Annotated in this window: 27 protein-coding genes, 1 other RNA gene and 6 pseudogenes; 11 read left to right on the top strand and 23 right to left on the bottom strand. The window is 34.7% G+C overall.

Going from position 1 to position 24,456, the window contains the following annotated elements; all coding sequences use genetic code 11:
- Position 1 precedes the first annotated feature (1 nt).
- From OPR57_RS07250 to OPR57_RS08100, 5 genes and pseudogenes are all read left to right on the top strand, one after another.
- A complete protein-coding gene (locus OPR57_RS07250; RefSeq protein WP_406830905.1) occupies positions 2-343 on the top strand; it encodes a GIY-YIG nuclease family protein in 342 nt (113 codons plus the stop codon).
- Between the two features lie 82 nt (positions 344-425).
- Positions 426-575: pseudogene (locus tag OPR57_RS08225) on the top strand (WPE palindromic element domain-containing protein); the annotation flags it as partial.
- 80 nt (positions 576-655) lie between these two features.
- Complete coding sequence (gene eno / locus OPR57_RS07240; RefSeq protein ID WP_265036460.1) at positions 656-1,930, top strand: phosphopyruvate hydratase; 1,275 nt, start codon at positions 656-658, stop codon at positions 1,928-1,930.
- On the top strand, positions 1,918-2,940 hold the full coding sequence (cgtA, locus tag OPR57_RS07235; protein WP_265036459.1) for an Obg family GTPase CgtA: 1,023 nt from the start codon (positions 1,918-1,920) through the stop codon (positions 2,938-2,940). The genes eno and cgtA overlap by 13 nt, the downstream gene beginning before the upstream one ends.
- 52 nt (positions 2,941-2,992) lie before the next feature.
- Positions 2,993-3,151 (top strand): hypothetical protein, encoded by a 159-nt coding sequence (locus OPR57_RS08100; RefSeq protein ID WP_237357337.1) that lies wholly within the window; start codon positions 2,993-2,995, stop codon positions 3,149-3,151.
- A 30-nt stretch (positions 3,152-3,181) separates the two neighbouring features.
- Here OPR57_RS08100 and OPR57_RS07225 read toward each other — a convergent pair whose 3' ends face one another.
- Positions 3,182-3,310, bottom strand: a complete 129-nt coding sequence (locus OPR57_RS07225) for a hypothetical protein (protein WP_265036458.1) — start codon at positions 3,308-3,310, stop codon at positions 3,182-3,184.
- A 105-nt stretch (positions 3,311-3,415) separates the two neighbouring features.
- Here OPR57_RS07225 and fumC point away from each other — a divergent pair, with 105 nt between their 5' ends.
- Positions 3,416-4,810 (top strand): class II fumarate hydratase, encoded by a 1,395-nt coding sequence (fumC, locus tag OPR57_RS07220; RefSeq protein WP_265036457.1) that lies wholly within the window; start codon positions 3,416-3,418, stop codon positions 4,808-4,810.
- A 4-nt stretch (positions 4,811-4,814) separates the two neighbouring features.
- Here the strand turns inward: fumC and OPR57_RS07215 are convergent, their stop codons facing one another.
- A complete protein-coding gene (locus tag OPR57_RS07215) occupies positions 4,815-5,696 on the bottom strand; it encodes an Rpn family recombination-promoting nuclease/putative transposase (protein WP_265036456.1) in 882 nt (293 codons plus the stop codon).
- A 343-nt stretch (positions 5,697-6,039) separates the two neighbouring features.
- Between OPR57_RS07215 and OPR57_RS07210 the strand changes: the two genes are divergently transcribed.
- Positions 6,040-6,291: a hypothetical protein gene (locus OPR57_RS07210; protein ID WP_265036455.1), complete on the top strand. Its 252-nt coding sequence runs from the start codon at positions 6,040-6,042 to the stop codon at positions 6,289-6,291.
- A gap of 10 nt (positions 6,292-6,301) precedes the next feature.
- Here the strand turns inward: OPR57_RS07210 and ispG are convergent, their stop codons facing one another.
- From ispG to OPR57_RS07130, 16 genes are all read right to left on the bottom strand, one after another.
- Positions 6,302-7,582 carry a flavodoxin-dependent (E)-4-hydroxy-3-methylbut-2-enyl-diphosphate synthase gene (gene ispG / locus OPR57_RS07205; protein ID WP_265037606.1) on the bottom strand — a complete coding sequence of 427 codons (1,281 nt, stop codon included), beginning with the start codon at positions 7,580-7,582 and terminating at the stop codon, positions 6,302-6,304.
- Between the two features lie 25 nt (positions 7,583-7,607).
- Complete coding sequence (locus OPR57_RS07200; protein ID WP_265036454.1) at positions 7,608-8,225, bottom strand: TRP75-related protein; 618 nt, start codon at positions 8,223-8,225, stop codon at positions 7,608-7,610.
- Positions 8,226-8,421: 196 nt separating this feature from the next.
- Positions 8,422-8,895, bottom strand: a complete 474-nt coding sequence (locus OPR57_RS07195; protein WP_265036453.1) for a hypothetical protein — start codon at positions 8,893-8,895, stop codon at positions 8,422-8,424.
- 154 nt (positions 8,896-9,049) lie between these two features.
- Positions 9,050-11,155, bottom strand: a complete 2,106-nt coding sequence (locus tag OPR57_RS07190) for an FtsK/SpoIIIE family DNA translocase (protein WP_265036452.1) — start codon at positions 11,153-11,155, stop codon at positions 9,050-9,052.
- A complete protein-coding gene (locus OPR57_RS07185; RefSeq protein ID WP_006279515.1) occupies positions 11,156-11,434 on the bottom strand; it encodes a YggT family protein in 279 nt (92 codons plus the stop codon).
- Between the two features lie 171 nt (positions 11,435-11,605).
- A complete protein-coding gene (locus OPR57_RS07180; RefSeq protein ID WP_265027394.1) occupies positions 11,606-11,881 on the bottom strand; it encodes a type II toxin-antitoxin system RelE family toxin in 276 nt (91 codons plus the stop codon).
- Positions 11,872-12,093, bottom strand: a complete 222-nt coding sequence (locus tag OPR57_RS07175; protein ID WP_265036451.1) for a hypothetical protein — start codon at positions 12,091-12,093, stop codon at positions 11,872-11,874. Before OPR57_RS07175 ends, OPR57_RS07180 begins: the two co-directional genes overlap by 10 nt.
- A 116-nt stretch (positions 12,094-12,209) precedes the next feature.
- Complete coding sequence (locus tag OPR57_RS07170) at positions 12,210-12,488, bottom strand: type II toxin-antitoxin system RelE family toxin (protein WP_265036450.1); 279 nt, start codon at positions 12,486-12,488, stop codon at positions 12,210-12,212.
- Complete coding sequence (locus tag OPR57_RS07165; RefSeq protein ID WP_265036449.1) at positions 12,479-12,697, bottom strand: hypothetical protein; 219 nt, start codon at positions 12,695-12,697, stop codon at positions 12,479-12,481. Before OPR57_RS07165 ends, OPR57_RS07170 begins: the two co-directional genes overlap by 10 nt.
- 183 nt (positions 12,698-12,880) lie before the next feature.
- Positions 12,881-13,096 (bottom strand): type II toxin-antitoxin system RelE/ParE family toxin, encoded by a 216-nt coding sequence (locus OPR57_RS07160; RefSeq protein ID WP_265036448.1) that lies wholly within the window; start codon positions 13,094-13,096, stop codon positions 12,881-12,883.
- Positions 13,077-13,298, bottom strand: a complete 222-nt coding sequence (locus OPR57_RS07155) for a hypothetical protein (RefSeq protein WP_095742622.1) — start codon at positions 13,296-13,298, stop codon at positions 13,077-13,079. Before OPR57_RS07155 ends, OPR57_RS07160 begins: the two co-directional genes overlap by 20 nt.
- Before the next feature lie 102 nt (positions 13,299-13,400).
- Positions 13,401-13,607, bottom strand: a complete 207-nt coding sequence (locus OPR57_RS07150; protein ID WP_231115925.1) for a type II toxin-antitoxin system RelE family toxin — start codon at positions 13,605-13,607, stop codon at positions 13,401-13,403.
- A gap of 67 nt (positions 13,608-13,674) precedes the next feature.
- Positions 13,675-13,893: a hypothetical protein gene (locus tag OPR57_RS07145; protein ID WP_006279413.1), complete on the bottom strand. Its 219-nt coding sequence runs from the start codon at positions 13,891-13,893 to the stop codon at positions 13,675-13,677.
- 200 nt (positions 13,894-14,093) lie between these two features.
- Positions 14,094-14,531, bottom strand: coding sequence for a ClpXP protease specificity-enhancing factor SspB (locus OPR57_RS07140; RefSeq protein ID WP_264338600.1), 438 nt, complete (start codon positions 14,529-14,531; stop codon positions 14,094-14,096).
- A 23-nt stretch (positions 14,532-14,554) separates the two neighbouring features.
- Positions 14,555-14,890, bottom strand: a transfer-messenger RNA (tmRNA) gene (gene ssrA, locus OPR57_RS07135).
- Positions 14,891-15,217: 327 nt separating this feature from the next.
- On the bottom strand, positions 15,218-16,414 hold the full coding sequence (locus tag OPR57_RS07130) for an IS4 family transposase (RefSeq protein ID WP_406831688.1): 1,197 nt from the start codon (positions 16,412-16,414) through the stop codon (positions 15,218-15,220).
- 210 nt (positions 16,415-16,624) lie between these two features.
- Between OPR57_RS07130 and OPR57_RS07125 the strand changes: the two are divergent.
- Positions 16,625-16,861 (top strand): annotated as a pseudogene (locus OPR57_RS07125) (IS5 family transposase); the annotation flags it as partial.
- An 87-nt stretch (positions 16,862-16,948) separates the two neighbouring features.
- A pseudogene (locus tag OPR57_RS08220) lies at positions 16,949-17,029 on the top strand (WPE palindromic element domain-containing protein); the annotation flags it as partial.
- A 281-nt stretch (positions 17,030-17,310) separates the two neighbouring features.
- Here OPR57_RS08220 and OPR57_RS07115 read toward each other — a convergent pair.
- Both OPR57_RS07115 and OPR57_RS07920 read right to left on the bottom strand, forming a co-directional pair.
- Positions 17,311-18,217 (bottom strand): annotated as a pseudogene (locus OPR57_RS07115) (IS982 family transposase).
- 84 nt (positions 18,218-18,301) lie between these two features.
- Positions 18,302-18,403, bottom strand: a pseudogene (locus OPR57_RS07920) (terminase gpA endonuclease subunit); the annotation flags it as partial.
- A 169-nt stretch (positions 18,404-18,572) separates the two neighbouring features.
- Between OPR57_RS07920 and mtaB the strand changes: the two are divergent.
- Together mtaB and OPR57_RS07105 are read left to right on the top strand one after the other, a co-directional pair.
- On the top strand, positions 18,573-19,799 hold the full coding sequence (gene mtaB / locus OPR57_RS07110; RefSeq protein WP_265036445.1) for a tRNA (N(6)-L-threonylcarbamoyladenosine(37)-C(2))-methylthiotransferase MtaB: 1,227 nt from the start codon (positions 18,573-18,575) through the stop codon (positions 19,797-19,799).
- A 46-nt stretch (positions 19,800-19,845) separates the two neighbouring features.
- Entirely contained in the window at positions 19,846-20,805 is a 960-nt protein-coding gene (locus OPR57_RS07105; protein WP_265036444.1) for a P44/Msp2 family outer membrane protein, read from the top strand.
- A gap of 149 nt (positions 20,806-20,954) precedes the next feature.
- On the opposite strand, the pseudogene OPR57_RS08215 reads toward OPR57_RS07105, so the two are convergent.
- From OPR57_RS08215 to OPR57_RS07090, 3 genes and pseudogenes are all read right to left on the bottom strand, one after another.
- A pseudogene (locus tag OPR57_RS08215) lies at positions 20,955-21,008 on the bottom strand (WPE palindromic element domain-containing protein); the annotation flags it as partial.
- 172 nt (positions 21,009-21,180) lie between these two features.
- Positions 21,181-22,686: a type II secretion system protein GspD gene (locus OPR57_RS07095; protein WP_265036443.1), complete on the bottom strand. Its 1,506-nt coding sequence runs from the start codon at positions 22,684-22,686 to the stop codon at positions 21,181-21,183.
- Positions 22,687-22,819: 133 nt separating this feature from the next.
- On the bottom strand, positions 22,820-24,184 hold the full coding sequence (locus OPR57_RS07090; RefSeq protein WP_265036442.1) for an ankyrin repeat domain-containing protein: 1,365 nt from the start codon (positions 24,182-24,184) through the stop codon (positions 22,820-22,822).
- Between the last annotated feature and the right edge of the window lie 272 nt (positions 24,185-24,456).

Genomic DNA, 24,456 nt, shown 5'->3' with positions numbered 1-24,456 from the left:
AATGCAAGTACCGGTGTCATTCCAGTGCTTGACACTGGAATCCAGTCAACTATATATGAAGAGTTATTATGTTTATATACTTGCAAGTGAACGCAACGGAACTTTATACGTAGGTGTGACATCAAATTTGATAAAACGAATTTATGAACATAAAAGTGAAACTGTTTCTAGTTTTACGTCAAAATACGGTGTTTATAGATTGGTTTATTTCGAAGAGTTCCAAGACATAAATTTAGCTATTACTAGAGAAAAGCTTTTAAAAAGTTGGCAAAGAAAATGGAAAATGAATTTAATCGAGAAAGAGAATCCAGACTGGGAGGATTTATATGATAAAATTGTGTAGTAAAACTGGATCCCAGTGTCGAAGCACACAACTGTACGAACGTTGTGATATGGGGGTAACTTCCACTAAGAATGATGTCATCCCAGTGCCCAGACACTGGGATCCAGAAAACTTAATCGTAAATGAGCACACCAGGTGGCTGTATAGTAAAAGCTGGATTCCAGTGTCAAGCACTGGAATGACACCATCCGCTACTCAAATTACCTGTATATTGCAATGTTCATACACTGAAATGTTACAGCGCTGGGATAACATCTTCCGAGACAGAACGTTCCGTGCACACAATTGTGAATCTAGTAAAGGGTTAATGCAATGAATAAGATAATCAATAACGTATTTGCAAGAGAAATTTTAGATAGCAGGGGTTACCCAACCGTTGAGGTAGAGATTGGGCTCTGTGATGGAGCAGTAGGCAGAGCATCTGTACCTTCTGGAGCTTCAACCGGTAAACTGGAAGCCTTGGAACTCAGAGACCAAGATGAGAAAAGGTATTGTGGTAAGGGAGTGCTGAAAGCTGTTCAAGTTGTAAATGGAATGATAACAGATAAAATCATTGGAATGAATGCAGCGGACCAAAATGCAATTGATAAAGCATTAATTGAACTGGATGGAACACAAAACAAATCAAAACTTGGAGCAAATGCAACTTTGGGTGTGTCTCTTGCGGTTGCAAAAGCAGCAGCAAACAGTTTCAAAATGCCGCTATATAGATATTTGGGAAGAGAGCAGACGAGTGTTATGCCGGTTCTACTCATTAACATAATTAATGGTGGAGTACATGCAGACAATAAGCTCGATTTCCAAGAATTCATGATTCTTCCGGTCGGTGCTGAGACTTTCAGTGAAGCAATTAGAATATCTGCGGAGGTGTTTCATAACTTACGTAGCATTCTTAAGAAAAAAGGTTATAGCACAAATGTAGGGGATGAAGGTGGTTTTGCACCAAATATTGAAAGTACTGAAGAAGCACTTGATTTGATCATATACGCTATAGAATCAGCAGGTTATTCAACAAAATGTGATTTTGCACTAGGCCTTGATGTTGCTTCATCTACTTTTTATGAAGATGGAATTTACAAATTTGAAAGTAAGGGGCTTACTTCAGAAGAGTTGACCGAATATTATTGTAATCTTGTGGAAAAATATCCAATAATTTCTATAGAAGATGCAATGAGTGAGGAGGATTACGAAGGTTGGAAATTACTTACTGCAAAATTGGGGAGTAAAATTCAATTGGTTGGGGATGATTTGTTTGTTACAAATTGTGAACTAATACGTAAAGGAATAGAGGAAAAAATGGCAAACGCTGTACTGATCAAGCCAAACCAGATAGGGACGTTAACAGAAACTTTTGCTGCTATTGAAATGGCAAAATCAAATGGCTATAAAGCTGTTATTTCTCACCGCTCAGGTGAAACAGAAGACACAACAATATCCCACATAGCAGTTGCATCAAATTGTGGGCAAATAAAAACCGGGTCGCTATCGCGTTCTGATAGACTCGCGAAGTATAACGAGCTAATCAGAATAGAAAGCGCATTAGGAAAGGATGCTAAATATTATCGTGGGTTAGCATGGGTTTTATAGACGAAGTAAAATTGTGTTTAAAAGCCGGTGACGGTGGTGATGGCTGTGCAAGTTTTCGTCGAGAAAAGTTCGTTGAATTTGGTGGTCCAAATGGTGGTAATGGAGGAAAGGGTGGAAACATAGTTTTCATCAGCGACGCTAATCTCAACACTTTGCTTCATTTTCGTTATAGAAGACACATTAAAGCAGATAGTGGAAAAAATGGTGCAGGCAGGGATAGATCTGGCACAGCAGGGAAAGACGTTATACTTAAAGTTCCAGTCGGTGCACAAATAATTGATGAAGAAAGTGAAGAGATAATAGTCGATCTTGACAAGCCTGATATGGAATTTTTAATAGCACAGGGTGGAAAAGGTGGACTTGGAAATACTAATTTTAAATCTTCTACTAATAAGGCACCAAGACATTTTACTTACGGTCAGCCTGGCGAAGAAAAACATGTATTATTAAAACTAAAAGTTTTATCAGATGTTGGAATTATTGGCATGCCAAACGCAGGTAAATCAAAATTTTTGACTCGCTGCTCAAATTCCGATACAAAAGTAGGCGATTATCCATTTACCACCGTAAGACCTCATTTAGGCATGGTAAAAGTGGATGATAGCGAAGTTGTAATAGCAGATATTCCTGGAATAATTACTGATGCTCACCTTGGAATTGGGCTCGGACATAAATTTTTAAAGCACATAGAAAGGTGTCAAATTTTATTGCATTTAATCGATGTAACTCACGATGACGTTGTTTCGGCTTATAGTTGTATCCATAATGAATTGGAACTTTACAATAGTGATCTTGTTGAAAAAGAAGAGATTGTAGTATTAAACAAATGCGACTTATTGAGGGAAGCAGAAATTCTGGAAAAGAAGAATCACCTAGCTAATTATCTCAATAAAGAAGTGCTGTGCTTATCAATTAATGGTGATTTACAGCCTATTTTAAGATTATTAAGTGAAAAATTGAAAAAGAGTAATTCTAAGGAAATCGATGTATATGATCCTTTTAAGATGTGAATTTCATTTATTTTATCATATAACTAGAATATATTTGTACGAACATTTGTTTTTGTTAAACACAACAAATCCCAGTGTCAGCTACTTGCATCTACCACACAACTGTACGAACATTGCAATTTGCAGGCAATTTGCGTGGCAGATGGTGTCATCCCAGTGCCCAGACACTGGGATCCAGCCTTTTCATAATCATCAAAACGTTGTATTTTAACATAAAACGGCTACTTTTATGCTTACCAACTTAATAAAATTTCTGGATCCCAGTGTCAAGCACTGGGATGACATCATAGGGGTGCTGGGATGACACCCTCCTGCTAGACAATGTTCGTACAGTTATACATCTACCATGCAAGTTACCTGAAAATTGCAATGTTCATACACTTGACTACTTGGATCTAGTATGATTTAATTAACCAAAAAGTAGGCATGAAAAAATTATGTAGTGAACCAGTTTGCATAACACCAGGAGGAAAATATGGATAGAAAGACGAGAATAGAATCAGACAGCTTAGGGGAAGTAAAAGTACCAAGTGAACATTACTGGGGAGCGCAGACTCAGCGTTCTTTAGAAAATTTTAAGATTGGCACAGAAAAAATGCCAGAGCCTCTGATTAAAGCATTAGCAATAGTAAAACTTGCAGCAGCACGTGTTAACATGAAGCAGGGTAGCATAGATAATAAGGTAGGGGAAGCAATCTGCGCAGCCGCAAAGGAAGTAATAGATGGCAAATTTAATAATGAATTTCCGCTTGTTGTTTGGCAAACCGGATCCGGAACGCAGACTAATATGAATATGAATGAAGTAATCAGCAATCGTGGAATAGAGATTTTAGGTGGTAATTTGAGTAGTAAATCTCCGATACATCCAAATGATCATGTGAATTATGGTCAGTCGTCAAATGACACCTTTCCAACAGCAATGCATATAGCAGCAGCAGACCAGATAAACCGCTTGCTTATTCCAAATCTTGAAAAATTGCATAAGGTGCTGGATAATAAGGTTCAGGAATTTAAGGATATAATAAAAGTAGGACGTACTCATCTGCAAGATGCAACGCCCCTAACACTGGGACAGGAGTTTTCTGGCTATGCAGCCCAGATTAAAAAGGGGATAGAGAGAGTAAAATCAACTTTAAGTGGTATATACGAGCTTGCACAAGGTGGCACTGCGGTTGGCACGGGACTCAATACTAAAAAGGGTTTTGCTGAAGATTTTTCAAGCCAAGTTGCAGGAATTACTAATCTTCCATTTACTTCAGCAGACAATAAATTTGAAGCGCTAGCCGCAAATGATGCTTTGGTTGAGCTCAGTGGAACACTCAATACAGTAGCAGTCAGTTTAATGAAAATTGCAAATGATATAAGGTTGCTTGGTTCTGGTCCAAGATGCGGAATTGGGGAAATAATGTTACCGGAAAATGAGCCTGGTTCTTCAATTATGCCAGGTAAAGTAAATCCAACTCAGTGTGAAGCAGTAACTATGGTGTGCACTCAAGTTATGGGAAATCATGTTGCTGTGACCATTAGTGGTTCAAACGGTCATTTTGAATTGAATGTGTTTAAGCCAGTGATAATTTACAATGTTTTGCAGTCTATAAGACTTTTAGCTGACGCAAGTTTAAATTTTACAGAAAAATGTGTAGTTGGTATTAAAGCAAATGAAAAGAGGATAAAAGATTTACTGAATCAGTCGTTGATGTTGGTCACTATATTAAATACGCATATAGGGTACGACAATGCAGCAAAAATAGCGAAGCTTGCTTATAAAGAAAATATCACTCTAAAAGAAGCAGCAGCAAAACTTCAACTGCTCACTGAGGAGGAGTTTGAAAGGATAGTGAAACCAGAAGAAATGGTAAATTATTTGTAACCGCTCACAGATTTCCACTTAATTCTTCAATCTCACTAATAGAAAGGCCAGTAAACTTGACAATAGTGTTGACATCAACATTATTAGCCAGCATTGCTTTTGCGACTTCAATTTTCCCTTCCTCTTTACCAATTTTTTTGCCTTTTTCAGTAGCAAGATCAAGTCTGTATTCAAGAATGGCTTCTTCTTTTCGTAGATCCATTATCCTTTCTTCATAGGCTACTAAATCTTTTTCGTTCCAACGAAACTTATCTAACTCATCATATGCTAGCTTTATTATTGGTGCTTTTTCTTCTATCTCTTTTAAGTCCTCTTCTGTTGTTTCTTCTGCGTATTTAAAAAAGAAACACCATCTTTCTACTGTACTTTCTAGCTGCTCTACTTTACTTTTTGAAAATTTGGGCAATTCTATAAAGATAAATTGAAAATCTTTTAAGTAATGGCCGTTGGTTTTTATATCACGTATATTATGAGTAGAGATATAATCAACTTCTTCAGGAAGTAAGTTACAATTTGATATAGCAATAAAGAAGACTTTCTTTAAATCAATGTAATTTCCAGATTTATCTAATTGTCTTGAGTAAGCCTTAGCAGCATACAGTTGGGCACGTTTCTCAAAACCTTTATCACGAGCAAGCTGCATCTCAATTACAAACCTATTACCAATAGAATCCTTGCAGAGAACATCAACAATACTTTGTTTATCAGAGGCAACTTCGGGATCCATGATAGTACTTAAGAATTCAACTTCTTGTATTGCATTTATCTCAGTAAACCCTAAAATATCGTTCAAAAAGTGGATCAGGATATTCTTATTTTTTTCCGTTCTAAAGATTTTTTTGAAACACAAATCATTGCGAGGATCGAGAAATTTTGAAAGAGCCATGACAAAAATGCTTGAAAATATTAATAATTATACACTATTATTAACAATTATTCAACCATATTTTTGGAAATAGCAATTTTCTGTATTTACTTTAAATTGAAGAAAGCTCAAATGAAAGATCGTGTTTTGCTAAAAATCACAGAATGCAGTCTGGTTACATCACTAGTGCCTAAAGTGATCTCCTTTATCCTCTCATCTGCTAGTATTTTTAATTCCTTACCGTATCTATAATAATTTCGCTTTATAACGTGTAACTCATCAGCAGAAGAAGAATCTAATTTAGGGTAATATTCGTAATCGCAATTTTCTTCGATGTCCTCAATGCTTATAGATGATGCTAGAAGTGGAAATAGAATTAATAGTAAAGTTAGTAGGATTCTTGTACACCACGTCCTGGGTAGCGCGTGACCAGAGAAAAAAAGATATGGATCCAAGTAGTCAGGGCACTGGGATGACAGAAGATAGTGCAAGAAATTTCGTAAAAAGCTTTTCATACCAATTATTAAAACTCAATTGTGTTATAAATGTATTAATAACGAAAAAAGAAAAACAAGGTTTAATTTTCTTTTTTATTTGCGATTTATCTATTAATTAACCGTGAAAGGTTACGTGTAATGCTCCTTCACATAATTATCAATAATTGCCTTAAATTCTTCAGAGACATTATCACCTTGTAAAGTTTTGAAATATTTGCCGTTTTTGTAGACTGCTGAAACAGGTTTTTCTCCATATCCAGGCAAGCTGATTCCCAAATTTGCGTGTTTGCTTTCTCCAGGACCATTTACTATGCATCCCATAACAGCAATGTTCATATGCTCTACACCTGGATTTTTTTTCTTCCACATCGGCATATGAGTTTTTATATAGCCATTTACCTCTTCAGTTAATATACGAAAACGATCGCTACTTGTGCGCCCACAACCAGGACATGAATTAACCTGAGGGTTAAAGTATCGCAAGCCTATAGACTGCAATATTTCCTGACACACCACCACTTCATTAGTACGCGATTCACCAGGACGTTGAGTCAAAGAAGCCCGTATTGTATCTCCAATGCCATTTTGCAATAAATAAGTAAGCCCTGCTGCGGTATTCACCACACCTTTATTGCCCATACCAGCCTCAGTTAAACCCAAATGCAGTGCATAATTGGAAGATTTTGCAAGTGCCATATAAACTAAAATTAAATCTTGCACTTTGCTAACTTTACATGAAATGATTATTTTGTTTGAATTTAAACCAATTTCTTCAGCTTTTTTTGCACTATCAAGAGCAGACATTACAAGTGCTTTGCGCAGTATAACATCAGAAGGCCTTGAATTACTAAGCGAAGAGTTTTTATCCATCAATTTTTGCAAAAGGTATTTATCAAGACTACCCCAATTTATTCCAATTCTAACCGGAAGATCGTGCATTATTGCATACTCTATCACCCTTTCAAACTTCTCATCACGTTTGTCGCCAAAGCCTATATTGCCTGGATTAATTCTAATTTTACCCAGCATTTTGATGTTGTCTGGATAATCTTGAACTAATTTATCTAGCTCATATTGACCGCAGCCTACCAATATTTTACCATCAAAACCTTCTTTATTTATCTCTTCTACTATATAAGGTATTGCTCTTGCTACCTCCTCTGAGTTCAAGGCAATTCGCACCAATTCTGAACCTGTACGTGCTAGTTCTGTTATCTCTTTTGCATAATGTTTTGCGCTACTTTTTATATTATCAGAATCTATATGCACACCAAGCGCCATAGATTGTACAACTACAGGATTATTTCCGCCTATCTTTACTTTTCCAACTTCTACAACATGAGTTTTGTGCCTGGAAATCGGCGATAATTCATATGCATCATCACTCAATATCAGGTCTTTATCTAGCATATTATTAATGGCCAATATTGTGATACTATTTTACCGTGTCAGCTACGCTGCCAAATGAACTTGAACCATTCAAACTATAAGCATCTACGTTATCCAAATTAGCAATAGAATCATGTGAGCACATTCTTCTTGATGGAGTTTCTTTTATAGTGATATTTATAGGAGAAACTTTCTTTTCTCGTGTTGAAGTAACTTTCTTCTCTTCTTGTTCATGCTGCTCGCTTTCATACTGGGAAACTGGCTCTTGATCTATAAATACAGCACCCCTTAAACGTGCGATATTAATACCATGCTGATTTATCATAACGCTCTCTTCATCGTCGACTATGCAAGCTTCCACGTCATTTGGCTCATTATCAAGACTAGCAATTTTTTTCTCTTTTAATTTTTTGATTAGATCTTCTTTATTTATAGCTCGATCTTGTGACTTTTTTTTCTTGAGCAATTCCCTACGCTTCTCATACAGTTTATATGACTCAGCAAAATCCTCATCTGTATGAAAGTTTGCACCACCAGGGTTACCAGGAGGTATGTATCTCTTACTGAGCTTTATCTTAGACTTAGCTTCAGCACTATGCACAGTAAAAAAGCTAGAAACCAAAAACATTAATATAAACAAAACTTTAGAAAAAATCCTAAGCATATGGTGCTATAGTAAATATCGTGTTTTAAAAGATAGCAATTAACAAACTTTAAGTAAACCAGAATCTTTACTAACTTTACAATACAAATATTTTTCTAAAAAGTGATATATTTACTATCAAAAACCTACATAGGCTAAGAGAAGAGTAAGGTGTTACAAGTTGCGTAACACCTTTTCAAGAAGAGTGTTATGCAGCTTAGTCTGGCATTTGCATATGCTTCTTTTCATTGCCATCGATAGCATCTACATTATTAAGTTTTGCGTCTGGCGTATCTTTAGACGAGTTCTTTTCTTTCTCCTTTTCAAGTTTAACTCCCTGATAGATGCAGAATGCAACAAAAGAAGTTATCGCTATTACGGCAACAGCAGTGGCTATGGTACAAATTAGTAGTGTTTTTTCTTGTTCTCCTACTGCTTCTGTAAGTGTTTCCACTTTTTCTTGCAGGCCGTTCAAGTGCTCTTGCATACCTTGAAACTGCTCAGTACCAATCTTTTCTTTTAATGCACTAAATACCTCTTCAAACTGTTTAGCATCAATCTTTTGAGCTTCTTGCCATTCTTTTAATGCACTAAACACCTTTTGAAACTGCTCAGCATCACTCTGTTGACTTCCCTGCAATGCTGTTATATCTGACTTATCAAAGCCTAATATCCATTTAGTCACACTCATTTTTACCCCCTAGTTAATTAATATATTATAATTATACGTTCTCAGTACTTAAATTAGTATTAAATCAATTGTCATTATGTATTGACTTTTTAATAATTTTGTTTAACTTGCTTTTTGAAAGTGCGGAAACTTAAATGAAGGTATTACAAGGTTGTTATTCAACCAATATCTCTCTCTTCCCTGAGTAATTCGGAGCACTGACAATGCCTTCCTTTTCCATTCTTTCAACAATGTTTGCAGCTCTGTTATAGCCTATTCTAAGTTGTCGTTGAATGTAACTGGTTGAAACTTTTTGATCTCTTTGAATGATGGCCACTGCTTGGTTATAGAGGTCATTTTCTTCATCCTCCGTTTCATCGTGTGACTCTGTAGAAGAATTTTCATCTTCTTTAGTGATTTCCTCCATGTAGTTTGGCTCACCTTGCATTTTCAGATGATCAACTATATCTTGCACCTCATTATCACTTACAAATGGGCCGTGAATTCGAATAATCTTACCACCAGAGGCCATATAGAGCATATCACCCATACCGAGCAATTGTTCAGCCCCTTGTTCGCCAAGTATTGTGCGGCTATCTATCTTAGAAGTAACAGCAAAACTGATTCTTGTTGGAAAGTTTGCTTTTATCACACCTGTTATCACATCCACAGATGGACGTTGTGTTGCCATTATGATGTGTATTCCTGCAGCACGAGCCATCTGAGCTAAGCGTTGAATAGAGCACTCTATTTCTTTGCCGGCAACAAGCATCAAATCTGCCATTTCATCCACGATCACTACAATATACGGAAATGTCTCCATCTTGATTGGTATTTTTTCAAACAAAGGCTTACCTGTTGTTGAGTTAAAGCCAATCTGCACAACGCGCTCCAATTCTATTCCACTATTCATCGCTTCTGTGATTTTTTGATTATAGTTTATAACATTGCGTACATTCAAATACGACATCATGCGATAGCGGTTTTCCATTTCTTTCACTATCCACTTAAGAGCAATTACAGCCTTTTTTGGCTCTGTTACCACTGGCGTTATTAGATGCGGTATTGCATCATATATTGAAAGCTCAAGCATTTTTGGGTCGATCATTATCATCTTGCATTCGTCAGGACTTAATCGATAAACGAGCGACAGAATCATAGTGTTAATCGCAACTGATTTACCAGACCCTGTGGTTCCAGCAACGAGCAAGTGAGGCATTTTGGTTAGATCTGCAATCACTGGTTTTCCGCTTATTTCCTTGCCAAGCGCAATTGGGAGATTTAAGTTTGCATTTTGGTATTCTGGTGATTCAAGCAAATCACGCAGCATTACAATTTCCCGTTCCTTGTTCGGCAATTCTATTCCCATGGCATTTTGCCCACGAATTATTGAAATACGTGCAGAGAGTGCACTCATCGAACGTGCAATGTCATCTGCAAGGCCGATCACTCTTGCAGATTTCGTACCAGCTTGTGGTTCAAGTTTGTATAAAGTCACAACCGGCCCATAGCATACACTGATAATTTTTCCTTGCACGCCAAAATCACTCAGGACTTGTTCCAGCAGAGATAAATTTTTATTGCTCTCCATTTCATTCAGCTGTTTTCTCTGCAAAGACTCCTCTGCTTTAGAAAGTAAATGGATACTTGGAAACTTAAACTCACTTAAAACCTCCTCGGTAGCTTTTTTCTGTCTTTCTTTTGGTTGTTGTTTAGTAGTGATTTTAGTTCTATGTTTTTCTTCTACTACTAATGGTGCAACTGAATATTCAGCAGTTTTATGTGATCTGAAGAATGGAACATTTACAAATAAGTAAGCTATTTTTTTACATAAGAAGAATAGAGAGTAAATTGTTCTCTTCCAACCAATCAATCCTACAAGACCTATTGATGTTACTATCACAAATACATAAAACGGGCAGTTATTAACGAGTGCATTCCCTATTATTCCACTGTGTCTGTACCTTGCAGTGACGCCTAGCGAAAATATAGCACATATCCCTAAATTGATTAATATTAAACAGAGAATTTTCAGCAGCCTTTTTGCTGGCCTGAAGATCAACAAGTAAACTATGGTTGTAGCTATTGTAACACTAGTTAATCCGAGAAATTGAACCAATATATCAGCTAAATATGAACCTACTATTCCACCTAAATTTGTCACTTCCTCATTTGTAGCCGTGTTTAAGGAAGGATCTTTATAGTTGTAGCTAAAAACTGATATATATATATATATTAAAAGGGATAGATATATTGCTGATTTTAGATATTTTTTTAACATCTACCTAAAGTAGTAAGCTACTGTATATTTTACAAAGTGAATTGTTATTAGCAATATCATTATAGATAAATCTAATCCGTTGAACGGTGGTATATATCTTCTAATAATCTTTAGTGGTGGATATGTCAATTGGTTCAAGATGTGCATTATGCTACTGACAGTTTCATTATATATGTTCACCATATTAAGTTTAACCAGCCAGTTTAGGACAACCCAACATATTAGAATGAAGCTATAAAGATCAAGTAACGTATTGAGTAGATATATGATTGGATGCATACATATCTATTACACGAAAGTTATATAAAAGACAAGTATTTAGCCTTTTCAAACTCAAAATGTTGTTTTTGCTGAACCAAAAAAAACTTCATTTTTTGAGCTGCGCAAAGCCACCTAAGGTAGAGAATGGATAAGGAAGGAGTGGTGTATAATATATATTAATGTTGATATTTATTTCTTATAAATATCATCTCTATGTCCTATCTCTGTGATAGTTACTATATGATCTAATTGATTTACTCTGTAAATTACACGATAGTCACCAACTCTTAGCCTTCTACGTCCTTTTAAGTTATGATGTAGTGGTTCACCAAAATTTATTGGGTCAACTGTAAGACGTTCTTTTATAGCCTTTTGAACTCTTAGCCTTATTGTCTTTGGAAGGTTTGGTAAATCTTTTTCAACAACACTCTTTAGAGACTTAACCTTGTAACGCTCTAATCCCACTTAATATCTTCAAAATCAACTGTTTCTGCACCTTCAACATCACGCTCATCAGAAATTTTAGATACTAAAAAATCCTCGATTTCAAGCTCAATTGCTTCTCTGAGTAGTTTCTCTGCTAATTCTTGAGCAGACTGCTTAGTGAGCTCAGCTAGCTCGGCAAGGTGCTGTAAAGTTTCTTTACTAAGAGCTATATTAGTTCCTGAATCTGCCATAAGTTTTACCAAAATCCACTAACAATTATACAACATTTTTTTTAATTTTTCAACAAGAAAAATGGATCAGGAAGGAGTGGTGTATAAAAATATATATAGTGTTTATAGTAACTGTTTTAATGACAATCGTATATGTATTCTCTATGTCTTATTCCAGTAATTGTTACTATGCATTCTAAATTATTTACTTGATAAACTACACGGTAATCGCCTACTCGTATTCTACGATGTCCTTTAAGCTCATGTGACAAAGACTTACCTACTTTATCAGGAGAGACTGTAAGACGTTCTTTTATGGCTTTTAAAGCACTTAACTTTATTGTTTTTGGAAGAGCTGGTAAATCTCTTTCATTAACTTTCTTTAGAAATTTGATTTTATAATACTCTAATCCCACTTAATGTCTTCAAAATCAACTGTTTCTGCACCTGGAACATTGCGTTGAATGGAGAGCTTGAGCAGCGCCATATCTTCCTCATGTTCAACTGCTTCTTGTACTAACTCCTCTATTAGCTTCTGAACGGGCTGTTTTTTCACTTTAGATAAGCGGGTAAGGTCCTCTAAAGTTTCTTTACTAAGAGCTATATTAGTTCCTGAATCTGCCATGTGTTTTACCAAAGTCCACTAATAATTATACAACATTTTTTTTAATTTTTCAATAAGGAAAATGGATCAGGAAGGAGTGGTGTATAAAAATATATTTAATGTTCAGTAGGTCCAATATTGCCTACTTGTAAATATTGTCCCTGTGTCCTATTGAAACAATAATTACTATACGTTTTGCAGTATTTACACGGTAGACAATACATCAGCAACTTTTATTCTTTTATGTTCCTTTAATCTCTTGCGTAGCAACACACCGTTACCAATAGGATCAGTCTCAAGATACTCTTTTATTGCATCTTTAATACTTGGCTTTACATCTTCCGGCAAGGAAGGCAAATTTCTTTTAAGAACATGCTTTAGATATTTAATGGTGTATTGCTTATTTCCAGATGTCTTCACTATCCTCTACTTCTTCTGCATCATCAGAATTTAACTCCCTAATAATTTTGGAAAATGCAATATCTTCCGCTTCAAGTTCGATTGCTTCCTTGACTAGCTTTTCTGTTAATTTTTGAACAGACTGCTTGGTGGCTCTAGCTAGTTCAACAAGATGCTGCGAAGTTTCTGGGTTGAAAGTTACACTAACTTTTGAATTTACCATAAGTTTTACCAAAGTCTACTACTATAGCTATTTTACAACATTTTTTTTAATTTTTCAATAAAGAAAGGAAGGAGGGCTGTATAAAAATATATTTAATGTTTATCAAGTAGCCTTCTCATAAATGGTGTCTCTATGTCCTGCTGTAGCAACAAACACCTTATGTTTTGCAATATTTACAGTATAAATAATTCGATAATCACTAACCCTTATTCTTCTATACCCTTTTAGCCTGCCACGTAATGGTTTACCAAATTTAATTGGATCAGTTGTAAGCCGCTCGTTTATCGCTTTTGTAATCCTTGATCTTATTGTTTTTGGAAGATTTAGAAAATCTCTTTCAGTAAAGTTTTTTGAGTAGACAATATCGTATTTCAGTTTATGTCCTCTCCCTTTCAGATAGTACTGTGTTCCAGTCTACATCCTCACATTCCTTAATAGTTTTATATAACGCAATATCTTCTACTTCGCACTCGATTCCTTCGATGACTAACCTTTTTGCTAGTTCTTGAACGGATTCCTTGGTGATTTCAGCTAACTTAGTAAGGTTATGTGAAGTTTTTGGGTCAAAAGTTATACTAATTCCTGAATCTGTCATATGTTTTACCAAAGTCTACTAGTAATTATACAACATTTTTCTGAATTTTTCAATAAAGGAAGTTGATGATATGTAAGAAAAATTTTGCCACCTGCGTTAATAAATAATTAAAGATTTAGCATATTTATTTACCCTCTATTCTATTACTTAAGTTAGACCACTTTTTTCTATTAATATTTTTTGTTTATAAAGATGAGCAGTTACTCATCACGCAGTTGATCTATGGATATAATACTACCGTTTGATAGTTTTTCAGTACATTTTTCACTTTTGTATTCTTTATCAGAGTCGATACTGATTTTGTCAAATATTAAAACATCTCCTGAAATTTTATCACGAAACTCACTAATAGCAAAAAACGGTATAGTAATTCGCTCTTGTTTTCCTTGAAAACTCAAATTGACGCTAAATTTATCCTCAGAAACTTTTAAATCATAGAATTGATGCTGTAATATAATAAGCATTTGAGTAGGGTATGACTTTTTCAAACGATCTGGCATGGTCACACCATTAAAATATGTGAAAAATAATATTTCTAAGTGAGGGATAAAACCATTACCTGATATAACATCTAAAGTCTTTTTGATAACTTGAAACTTAGCAGAATTAAGCAGTTTTTTGTAATCTGTTTGCTCCATATAACTTTCACATACGTAAATTTTGGGGGAACTTCTGTTACCCGGCGTTCCCTGAACCGTGCTTTAGTAATAAATTGGTTGTGCTAAATTAAGCAGCAACACAACATTCATTACTACCAGCAGCAAAGTTATCGTTTGCATTTAAATTATGAACTCTTAGCGGTGGTGTCTAACCGAGCAAAGCTACCATCTTTACTATGCATGTCGATCCTTATTCGCCCCCATATAAATTAAAAATATGGTGGAGGCGCCGAGTACTGCCCTCGGGTCCAATACACCTATTACAGGGTGATTTTATTGCTATAGTACACAAAATGTACATAACTATTATATAGCAACATTAAATAAATGTCAAGATATTATGTGACCTTACCCAGAAAAAGAGGAGAGAAAGTTAAGAAAATTTTTTACAAAAAGAATAAAATGTTCAGGAATGCAATAATTAATAGCAGAATGCTTACGCTGTTTATTGTAAAAATTTCTATGTATTCAAATATAGCAGTTCTAGCTTGTTAAACGGAGTGCTTAGGTCCAAAGTGTGATGGTATGATATATAAGAAGTTACCATCGGGAGGAATTATGGTTACACATTTATATGTAACCAGTGGACACAAGTATCCTGAATTATTTATACTAAATCCATACCATCACACTTTGGGACTGTATACCTAAGCATACGCGTCAAGTTAAGAAGCAAGGGTAAGAAAATTCAATGAACTTAAGGTGGATACTCTAGTTTTTCTATATCTATCTTTCACAGAAAATTGTGACCAGTCTGTGGTAAGTTTTTTCAGGAAAATTCTCAAATTATTAATTTTACTGCTTAACGCTAAAAACAACTCCCTAATCCTTCTTTTTAATTCAATGAATGCCTTTGTTAAACTCAGCTCTGTATTCTCTTTCAGTTTTATACAACCAACTATTCCATGAAATATAAGAATTGCGCACAATTTAGCGTATAGTTCACATAATACTCTGTATGGTTTTCCTTTAAGTTCGTCAAGCCTGATGTGACTCTTATACAATTTAAATAATAATTCAATCTGCCATCTTACCCTGTAAACTGTTAATACTTGTTCAGCGCTGATTTTACTCTCTGGAACGTTAGTTATGAATATCGACCAATCCAGCAATTTTTGATTCTTTTGAGAAGATGTATATCCATGTGATTTTGCTAACTTATTAGCCCTTCTTCTTCTAATTATAGACTGTTCTTCAGTTAATTTTTGACATATAATTCTCACTTTAATTTTTACTTCTTTTCCTAATAGCACTTCCATCTCTAGAAGGGATTGACCTTCTAAACATTCCAACAACTCTATTTTTTGATTTGTTTCTATATCATATATATTGGTATCAGACTTATAACGACTAACAAAATATGCACCTGCTTCATCAATCTGTTTAAAAGAACTAGGCACAAAGTAGCACAAATCAAATATTAGCAAATCATTGGCTGATAAACCGTTCAGATAATCCCTATAACCTTGATCCGACCTTATTCCTTCTATTAAATTTAACTTATCTAGCGCTTGGTTCAGGTAATCAAAGACTAACTGCAGCTTTATTCCTGATTTGGTATTACTCTCACAATCTCTATAGCTACTCCCATATCCTTTGTACATATCTTCCATGCTACTGGGCAGGCTAATATAATCCAAACCCTGTTTTGTAATTTCTATCGAGTCTTCATTTAGCAATTGGCACATTGTTTCTATGCTGCAATCATCAACTCCTATGTTACCAAAAACCATAGCTTTTATGAATGATGAGCCATTAAGTTTTCTCTTTCTTTTTATAAAACCTACTGCAATTGATATTTCGTCTGCTTTTTCATTAAAGAATTCATTGAGGTCTTTTGATAAGCAAGCTATTCTGTCCATTGTAAGTTCTCTCATTCACATATCCAAGAAGAACTTATACCTTATTCTTTTCCTTCACTCTATCAATTTTACTTACACTTTTCCTTAACTTGACGCGTATGATAGCTAAACTGACTTAGATTTACCGACAATTTGAAAAATCGTCATTCCGCTACTATAGTAGTTTCTAAAATGAATGATAAATTTCCATTATGGTATTACCAACTAAAAGCTGCAATTAGACTAATAAAGTCATACAGCGAAGATGGAATGAAGAGGTGGAAAAAGCAAACAAACTACGGAAAAAGATCTTATGTAGAAAGTTTTTTCTCGCAACTGAAACAAACATTCAGGTTTAATTTTCGGAACAAATCTGAAATTAATCGTGGGAAGGAACTGCTACTCAAGTGTTATTTGCTGAATAAATTTATCGAAATAGGCGTGCCTAAGTTTGAAATGGCTACATAAGTTTTTCCTGATCTATCCAATACAAGGTGCTATGCAACAAAGCCCATTGGGATCCAGAAAAAAGAATGGTGTCATCCAAGTAGCTGACACTTGGATCCAGAAAACTTAATTTCAACCAAGTGGCTGCATAATAAAGGCTGGATTCCAGTTTCAAGCACTGGGATGACAAAAAAAGGAGCACTGGAATGACAGCAGTCCTATGTCATACCGCGATTCATTCGCGGTATCCCTTAGCCGCTAACAAGTAGCGGGATGACGGTTGTCGTTTAGCCATAAATATTTAAGAAATTTACCAAACGAAAAAAAAGGCAAAAGAAACCCCGTGGTGGTTGGCTATTTACTATGTACTAAAATATCGGCGTTTTTTTTATTCTAAAACGCTTGATTAAGAGCGATTTAGCTGCTTTTAACTTGCAACTAACCTACACCGCAAGTGTTTAAGAAATTTACTAAGCAGGAAAAAAGGCAAAGAAACCCCGTAGTAACGCGAATTCTGGATTAAGGAAGAAAGTATAGGAAATAGAAGGCTTTTTGGATTTGATGGAATAGGAAATGAGAGTAGAAAAGATATGAACCAAAAAATTAACAGGGGATCTATGGCGAGTGTGTTCAATTTCTAGTCTATTTTTTAGGTAACCAAAAACAGTCTCAATGATAGACCTTTTTCTCAGTAAAATCTTCTCATTTAGCGAAATTAATGCATTTTTCATACCTTTTTTCACCTTGGTAACAAGTTTCAAACCTCGGTCAAACAGCTTCTGAAAAAGCTCTTTTGCAATATAACCTTTGTCACCAAACAAAAGGCCGGTTAATTTTTCCGTCAGATTTGGCACAGGTATCAACATTGCCTTTTGTTAGCGTAAGTGCATGAATTTCACCATTTTCATTGATTACCATATGTAATTTGAAACCAAAAAACCAGCCGTAAGTACTCTTGCTTAATTTTGCAATTCCAGCAAAAACTTTGTTTTTGGATATTCTTTTTGCATGACAAACTGCAATGGGAGTTGTGTCTATATATGAAATTCCAGTGTTTTCTGACTGTCCACAAAGCCAATGCAACAACATTGCTAAATGCCACAAAAACCTAGGCTTTAGAGCAACAAACCTGGTATATGAAGGCAACTTTGGAAACTCTGATTTGTAGAGCAACGTTAGGTAATGTAGATAGAAAGTTTTGAAATTTTTACACGGAGATTGTTGATATAGCAGGATTATTGTCATGATTTCGGAGTGCTCAATTTCCGTTGTTCTTGTGGGTTTTTTACCATTTGGCAGTAGTTTACCTGCAAAATTTTTCTCTATATCTCTGCAAAAATCATCGACCAAACAAAACAGTTTTGTTATATCTTCCATGGGTAACCTCATCTATTTTTTTATAACTGCTGAGTTTACCCTGTTTTCTGCCTTTTCTATTCTCCTTTAATCCAGAATTCGCGTTTTTACTACCTTGGTAATTAGTTGTTCTGCAGTAAGTTGCTTAAAATATTCAGGTGTATACTCTGGAAAATGACAATACCCTGGTGCCCCTTCTTTTAAAACATAGTTGATAATAAGCAAAGGAAGGAGTGATACTGTGTCTGAGTGAAAATTGTTGAGATCCCAGTGTCTGCTGCTTGCATAGCATTTATTTACAAAAAAAATAGTCATGCAAGAGACTTTGCTTGGATATTTGATATAATTTAGGTCTATTAAAGCAAAAAATACTAACATGAATGAAGTGATAACATTTGGTTGTCGTCTAAATTTTTACGAGAGTGAGTTAATCAAAGAAGCATTAAAAAAAGCAAAGAGAGAAAATGTTATTGTGGTGCATAGCTGTGCAGTGACAAACGAAGCAGAACGTCAGGTAAAGCAAAAGATACGTAAGATTTACAAAAATGATCCAAATAAAGAAATTATCGTAGTTGGTTGTGCTGTTCAGTTGGATCCAGAAGTTTACAGTAGCATCCCTGGTGTAAGTAAAGTGCTCGGTAATCAAGATAAGCTAAAAGCTGAAAATTACTTACTAAATGACAATAAAATCTTAGTCAGTGATAACCAAGTAGAACCTGTTCTAATTAATGGATTTGAAGATAAGTCAAGGGCATTTATTGAAATTCAAAATGGTTGTAATCATAGCTGCACATTTTGTTCAATTACTGAGGCAAGAGGGAATAATCGATCTGTGCCAATAAACAGTATTATAGAGCAAATCAGGATCTTTGTAGAAAATGGATATCAAGAAGTAGTGTTTACAGGGGTTGATATTACTGACTTTGGTACAGATTTGTTGGGTAAGCCATCACTTGGTTCAATGATTAGGAGAGTTTTAAAAGATATACCAGAGTTGAAGAGGCTAAGACTTTCCTCTATCGATGTTGCTGAAGTTGACGACGAATTAATGGATTTAATAGCTAATGAGTCAAGACTTATGCCTCATTTACATTTGAGTCTACAATCTGGTAATAATTTAATACTAAAGAGAATGAAGCGTCGTCACAACAGAGAACAAGTGATAGAATTTTGTCATAAAATGAAGAGCTTGAGGCCTAATATAGCATTTGGCGCTGATATTATTGCTGGATTTCCAACAGAAACTGATGAAATGTTTCAGGATACAGTTGATTTACTGAAAAAAACAAATATAGTTTACCTACATGCTTTTCCATATTCAGAGCGGAAGAATACACCTGCTGCACGGATGCCACAAGTACCAGAGAATGTGCGTAAAGAACGAGTAAAAAATTTAAGAGAAATGAATAGAGAAATGATGAATAGCTTTTATCAATCTTTGATAGGCACTGAACAAAGTGTTCTGGTTGAGCAAAATAATGTCGGTAGAACAGAAAATTTTGCATTAGTAAAGCTTGAATCAAAAGCTCAAGCCAAGAGTATTGTGAAAGTTAATGTTAAAGGAGTGGAAAATAATTATCTAATTGGAAGTATCTTACCTTAATTTTTTGTACATTAAAGAAATATATGATATAGTAGTTATACTATAAATGATAATTATGGGTTCATTTGTTATAACTAAAATATCTATTACTTTATTTTTGATTTTCATTCCATGTGTCTATTTTTTTATTACTTATATTAGTAATAATACACACATTGAGCAAATTATTGAAGCACAACCCTTAAGATTAGAAACAGACAATAATGAAAGTATAATACGTTCTGAAGAGATTACTGAAAAAGAAATACTAATAAATGATTTAAAATATCAAGAACTTGAAAGTAGTCCTATTGAACAACCTTCTATTCTCCAAGTAGCTGATCAGAAAAATATGTGGTCACGTATTGCAGATCAAGCTGAGCCTACAAAAGAAAAATCAAAAAAACTTGATTTTTATGTTAGCGCTAACGGTGGTAAGGTATACCATGATAATTCAGAAACATTTGTAAAGGGTATAAAGGCAATAGGGGAGAGAGTCCTAACTTTAGTTGAAAGTCATTATGGTTTTATAATAAAAAATATAGTGGCAAATGAAATTAAAAGTATACAGCAATTTGATGGTAAAATTGATTTCCAGTGGCTTAACAGCATATCTTTAGGTTACTATGCTGGAGAAAATGGCCGAGTTGATTTTGAAACCATGTATTCTATAGTCAATATTGAAAATAGTAATTCTCCTCCGGTATTTGATAAATCAGCAAGTATATTTGCGTTTTTGTTAAACTTTTATTATAATCCCAGCGTTCAGGATACACAATTTGCTCCGTACATCGGTCTTGGTATAGGGCCAACAGTTTTTAGATTAAAAAGGATTAATGGGTCACCCCAAAATTCAATGCCACTCAATGTTCCTTGGTTTGCTTATCAAATAAAACTTGGTGTTAATTATTCAATAATCCCAGAAATCAAAACCTTTCTCGGCTATCGTTACTTTAGCATTCCGATACCTGTTGCAGATGACATATCTACTCACAATATTGAAGTTGGTTTGATATTTAATTTTTAGTAATGATTTAATAGTATCTGTTCAGGGGCATCGCAAATATTGAAGCAAAAGTGGTCAGTGCTTACTCTACGAACATTGTGATTTGAATCCACTAGGGAGGATGTCATCCCAGTGCTTGACACTGGGATCCAGTTCTTATTGTACATTCACCTGGTATGCTCATTTAAAGTTAAGTTTTCTGGATTCCAGTGTCTGGGCACTGGAATGACACCTTTGTGTTTAAGGCAAAACCTGCTATAACATTTCTTCGCAAACAAATGTTCGTACAGTTATGTGTCAGCTACTTGCATGACACCATTTGTTGTAAACTCACTTTTTCTTGATTTTTTGGTTTATCTTGTCTACCTATTTTGCTACTCTGCTGAACGGATACATTTAATATATATATAAATTCTTATCTTTTCTATCTAACAAACCAAATGTTGGTACGATTGTTGCTTTTAAAAAAATGACAGTTTCTACTGTTCTAATATTATTCGCTAGCCTTTTTGACTTCTGGTGCAATAAGCTTTGCTTATCTTCTCTATGTTCTATAAGCCCCCCGATTACCATAATTTCACCGCTCTTAATTTTTAACATAGAGTTCATTTCTCTGATTTCAACAATTGGAATGTCGCTATTTAATTTCATTTTACTCTGCTGTGCAACATACTCTATATCTGGATCTTTAACGTAGCCGTTAATTCTTGATAAAGTTGGATGTATATCCATGAATATTTCACTAGTATCAATGTTAATGCTTGGTTGGATTATTAGCACAACACCTATTGGGACGCTATTCATCTTGGTAATTAAGGTCTGGTTAGAATTTCTAATATCTTTTTGTATATCGGAAGTAAAATAAATATGGTTTTTAGTAAATGAAATCATCGCTTGCTGATTATTTATAGCATGTACTCTAGGGCTTGAAATTACAGTTGAAGTGCCAAATTTGTCTAAATTTTTTACTAAATCTCCTAGATCATCCGCACCAAAGTTCATTGCTAGGTTAATAATGGAGTTATCTTGATTTACTATAGACTTAGTTCCATCGTGTAAGTCATTTAAGTTCATACCAGAAAGGTATTTGTCATCTAGCACAACTTCAACTATTTTTGCCTCTATCATTACTTGAGAAGACGCTAACTTCTTAACCTTATTAACATATTCTTCAACAGCTTTGTGGATATCTTTTCTAGCATTCAAAATAATAACACCAGCTTCTCTGTTGGATGAAAGGAATTCGCCATCATCCACCCCGTTAACATCCATTATTGCATTCAAGCCTTTTTCTAATGAATTCCATAAGTCACTACTGTATTGAGACTTCATAACATTGTTATAGTCCCTATCAACGTTACTTCCATCACTGTTAGTAATATTGTTACTAATGACGAAACTGCTTTGAGCAGAATGTTGAATATTGATGAAGTCTACGTAATAATTTTGCGCGTATGGCAAGTCCTGCTCAATTCTAATTACACCATTACTTGTTGAGTAACGCAGTTTGGCGCTATTTGCTATACTCTGAATTACTTCATTTATATCCTTATCTTTTAGCTTTAAAATAATATTACCTGATATTTTTGGGTCCATATCCAAGTTAACGTCAGAAAGTTTTCCTATCTCAATCAGCAAATCTTTTACTGATACTTCTTCACTAACATTAATAGAAATAAGCTGATTACTGATTGTGAGATCGGGAAACTCTATTGGTAAAGGCATAATTTCTGGTATTGCCGATTCATTACTTTCCAAAGAGGTGTTATATTGTTGCAACGAATAATCGTGCCTACCTATATCATGATGATCTTCGTTGTCTATATTAGTGAGATGTTGCTTAGTAGGCAGGTGTGTGCAAGAAATAATGAAGAGGAGTATTAAGCATTTAAAAATAGCCATTAGAACAGCGTATAGATCTATACTAATAGATTTCTATAAAAATATTAAAAATGTATTTAATCTCATTTTCATCGAGCAGATAATTGTCGTGTATTAGCTTTGGCTATGTATTTTTTGTATACTCTTCTTGTACTTAAATGTAGACCAGCATAGCCCTAATTTTTTTATATATTTTACTTCTTTCTCTGTATTTAATAATAGGCTTGAAAATAAATGGTAAGCCTATAATTGTTAAGCTTAGAGCTAGGGTTGAAAGTATACAACAGGCTTTGTGTTTACTATGTAGCTCTTTCAGGTAAAGCATCAAAAATCTACAAAATTTTTTGTAATTTTCTTCGATATTTTTTTTGCTATGAGCCTTGCTAATGAACATATCTATTGCGGTATGACCGTTATTGCACTTAATGTTAAGGTCTGCACCTTTTTCTGTTAACAACTGAGCTATATCAAAATAATCCTTTTGAACAGCAAGATGTAGAGGTGCAAAACCTTGTTGCTCACAAATGTTCATATTGGCTCTAACTTCCAATAACATTTTCACAATTTGTGTATGGCCTTTTTTAACTGCGAGTAGCAAGGGAGTTCTGTTACATTTAGTAACAGCATTAACGTTTACCTTAAGCTTCAATAAGAGCTTAACTGTTTTAGTGTTACCATTATGGCTAGCTTTATGCAGCCTAGCGTTACCATTAAAATCTTGATCGTTTGCTTCTATTCCCTTTGAAACAAGAAATGTTACCATTTTTCTATTATTATGCTCAATAGCGCAATCTAACGCATCAAAACCATGGTTGTTTTTTGTGCAAAAAAACTCTTTAAGTTTAATTTTATCGTTACTTGCTTGCTGTTTTTTTGCAATAAGCTTTACTATTTGCATTTTGTTGTTATACGCTGCTAGGAAAAGCGTAGTGTTATTTTCTGCATCTTTGGCTTCTATATTTGCACCTTTCTTTATCAGATATTCTATAATTTCTGCTCTGCTGTCATAATGTGCGGTGCATTGATAAATGGTTAAAAACAAAGGAGTACGAAAATTGTTATCTTCGCATTCGAGATTTGCTCCGCTATCAATTAAAATTTGGACGCTTTTTTTAGAACCGTATAGTGAAGCTATATGAAGAGGAGTATAGCCCTCTTTGGCATCTTTTTCATTAATTTTTGCGCCTTTTGTTATCAAAAAATCTATTAATTCCGTGTCATCTTGTAGTGCAGCAAGGTGCAGTGGAGTGAATCCGTTTTTATCCTTGGAATTTATTGTCAGCTGATTAACAAAAAGTTTAGCAACTTTCTTGTGTCCATGCATAATGGCGTAATGCAGAGGGTTTCTATTTTCGTTGTCTACGACATTGAAATCAGCTTCGTGTTCTAGTAATGACTTTACTCCAACTAAATCGCCTTCTTTTGTGAACTTATGCAAGAGAGTGATTCCACTTGCATCTTTTGAGTTAATATCAAATCCATTTTTTACTAATTGGTTTATATCTTCCTCACGCGCCATATTACTTAAATCTCTAATTAAACCCTTTTCGCGTTAATAATACTCCCACTTGATTAAGTTTAAATGAATCTGTGAGAAATGGCTAGTGCATTCTTGCATAACAAACTTTTGGCAGCGCATTGGATGAAACAAAAAAATTACTTTACAAGCTTCGCCAGTCCCCTTATCATGAAACTGAAGCTATTTCATTTAACTTCGCAATCTGTGCAGATTAAAACGACAAGAAAATTTGTATTTGTCGTACTATGCTTAAATTTTTGCACTATGTGTAC

The sequence above is a fragment of the Wolbachia endosymbiont (group A) of Anomoia purmunda genome (genome assembly GCF_947251545.1).
Lineage (GTDB): Bacteria > Pseudomonadota > Alphaproteobacteria > Rickettsiales > Anaplasmataceae > Wolbachia.
This window is presented reverse-complemented; position numbering and strand designations above follow the sequence as displayed.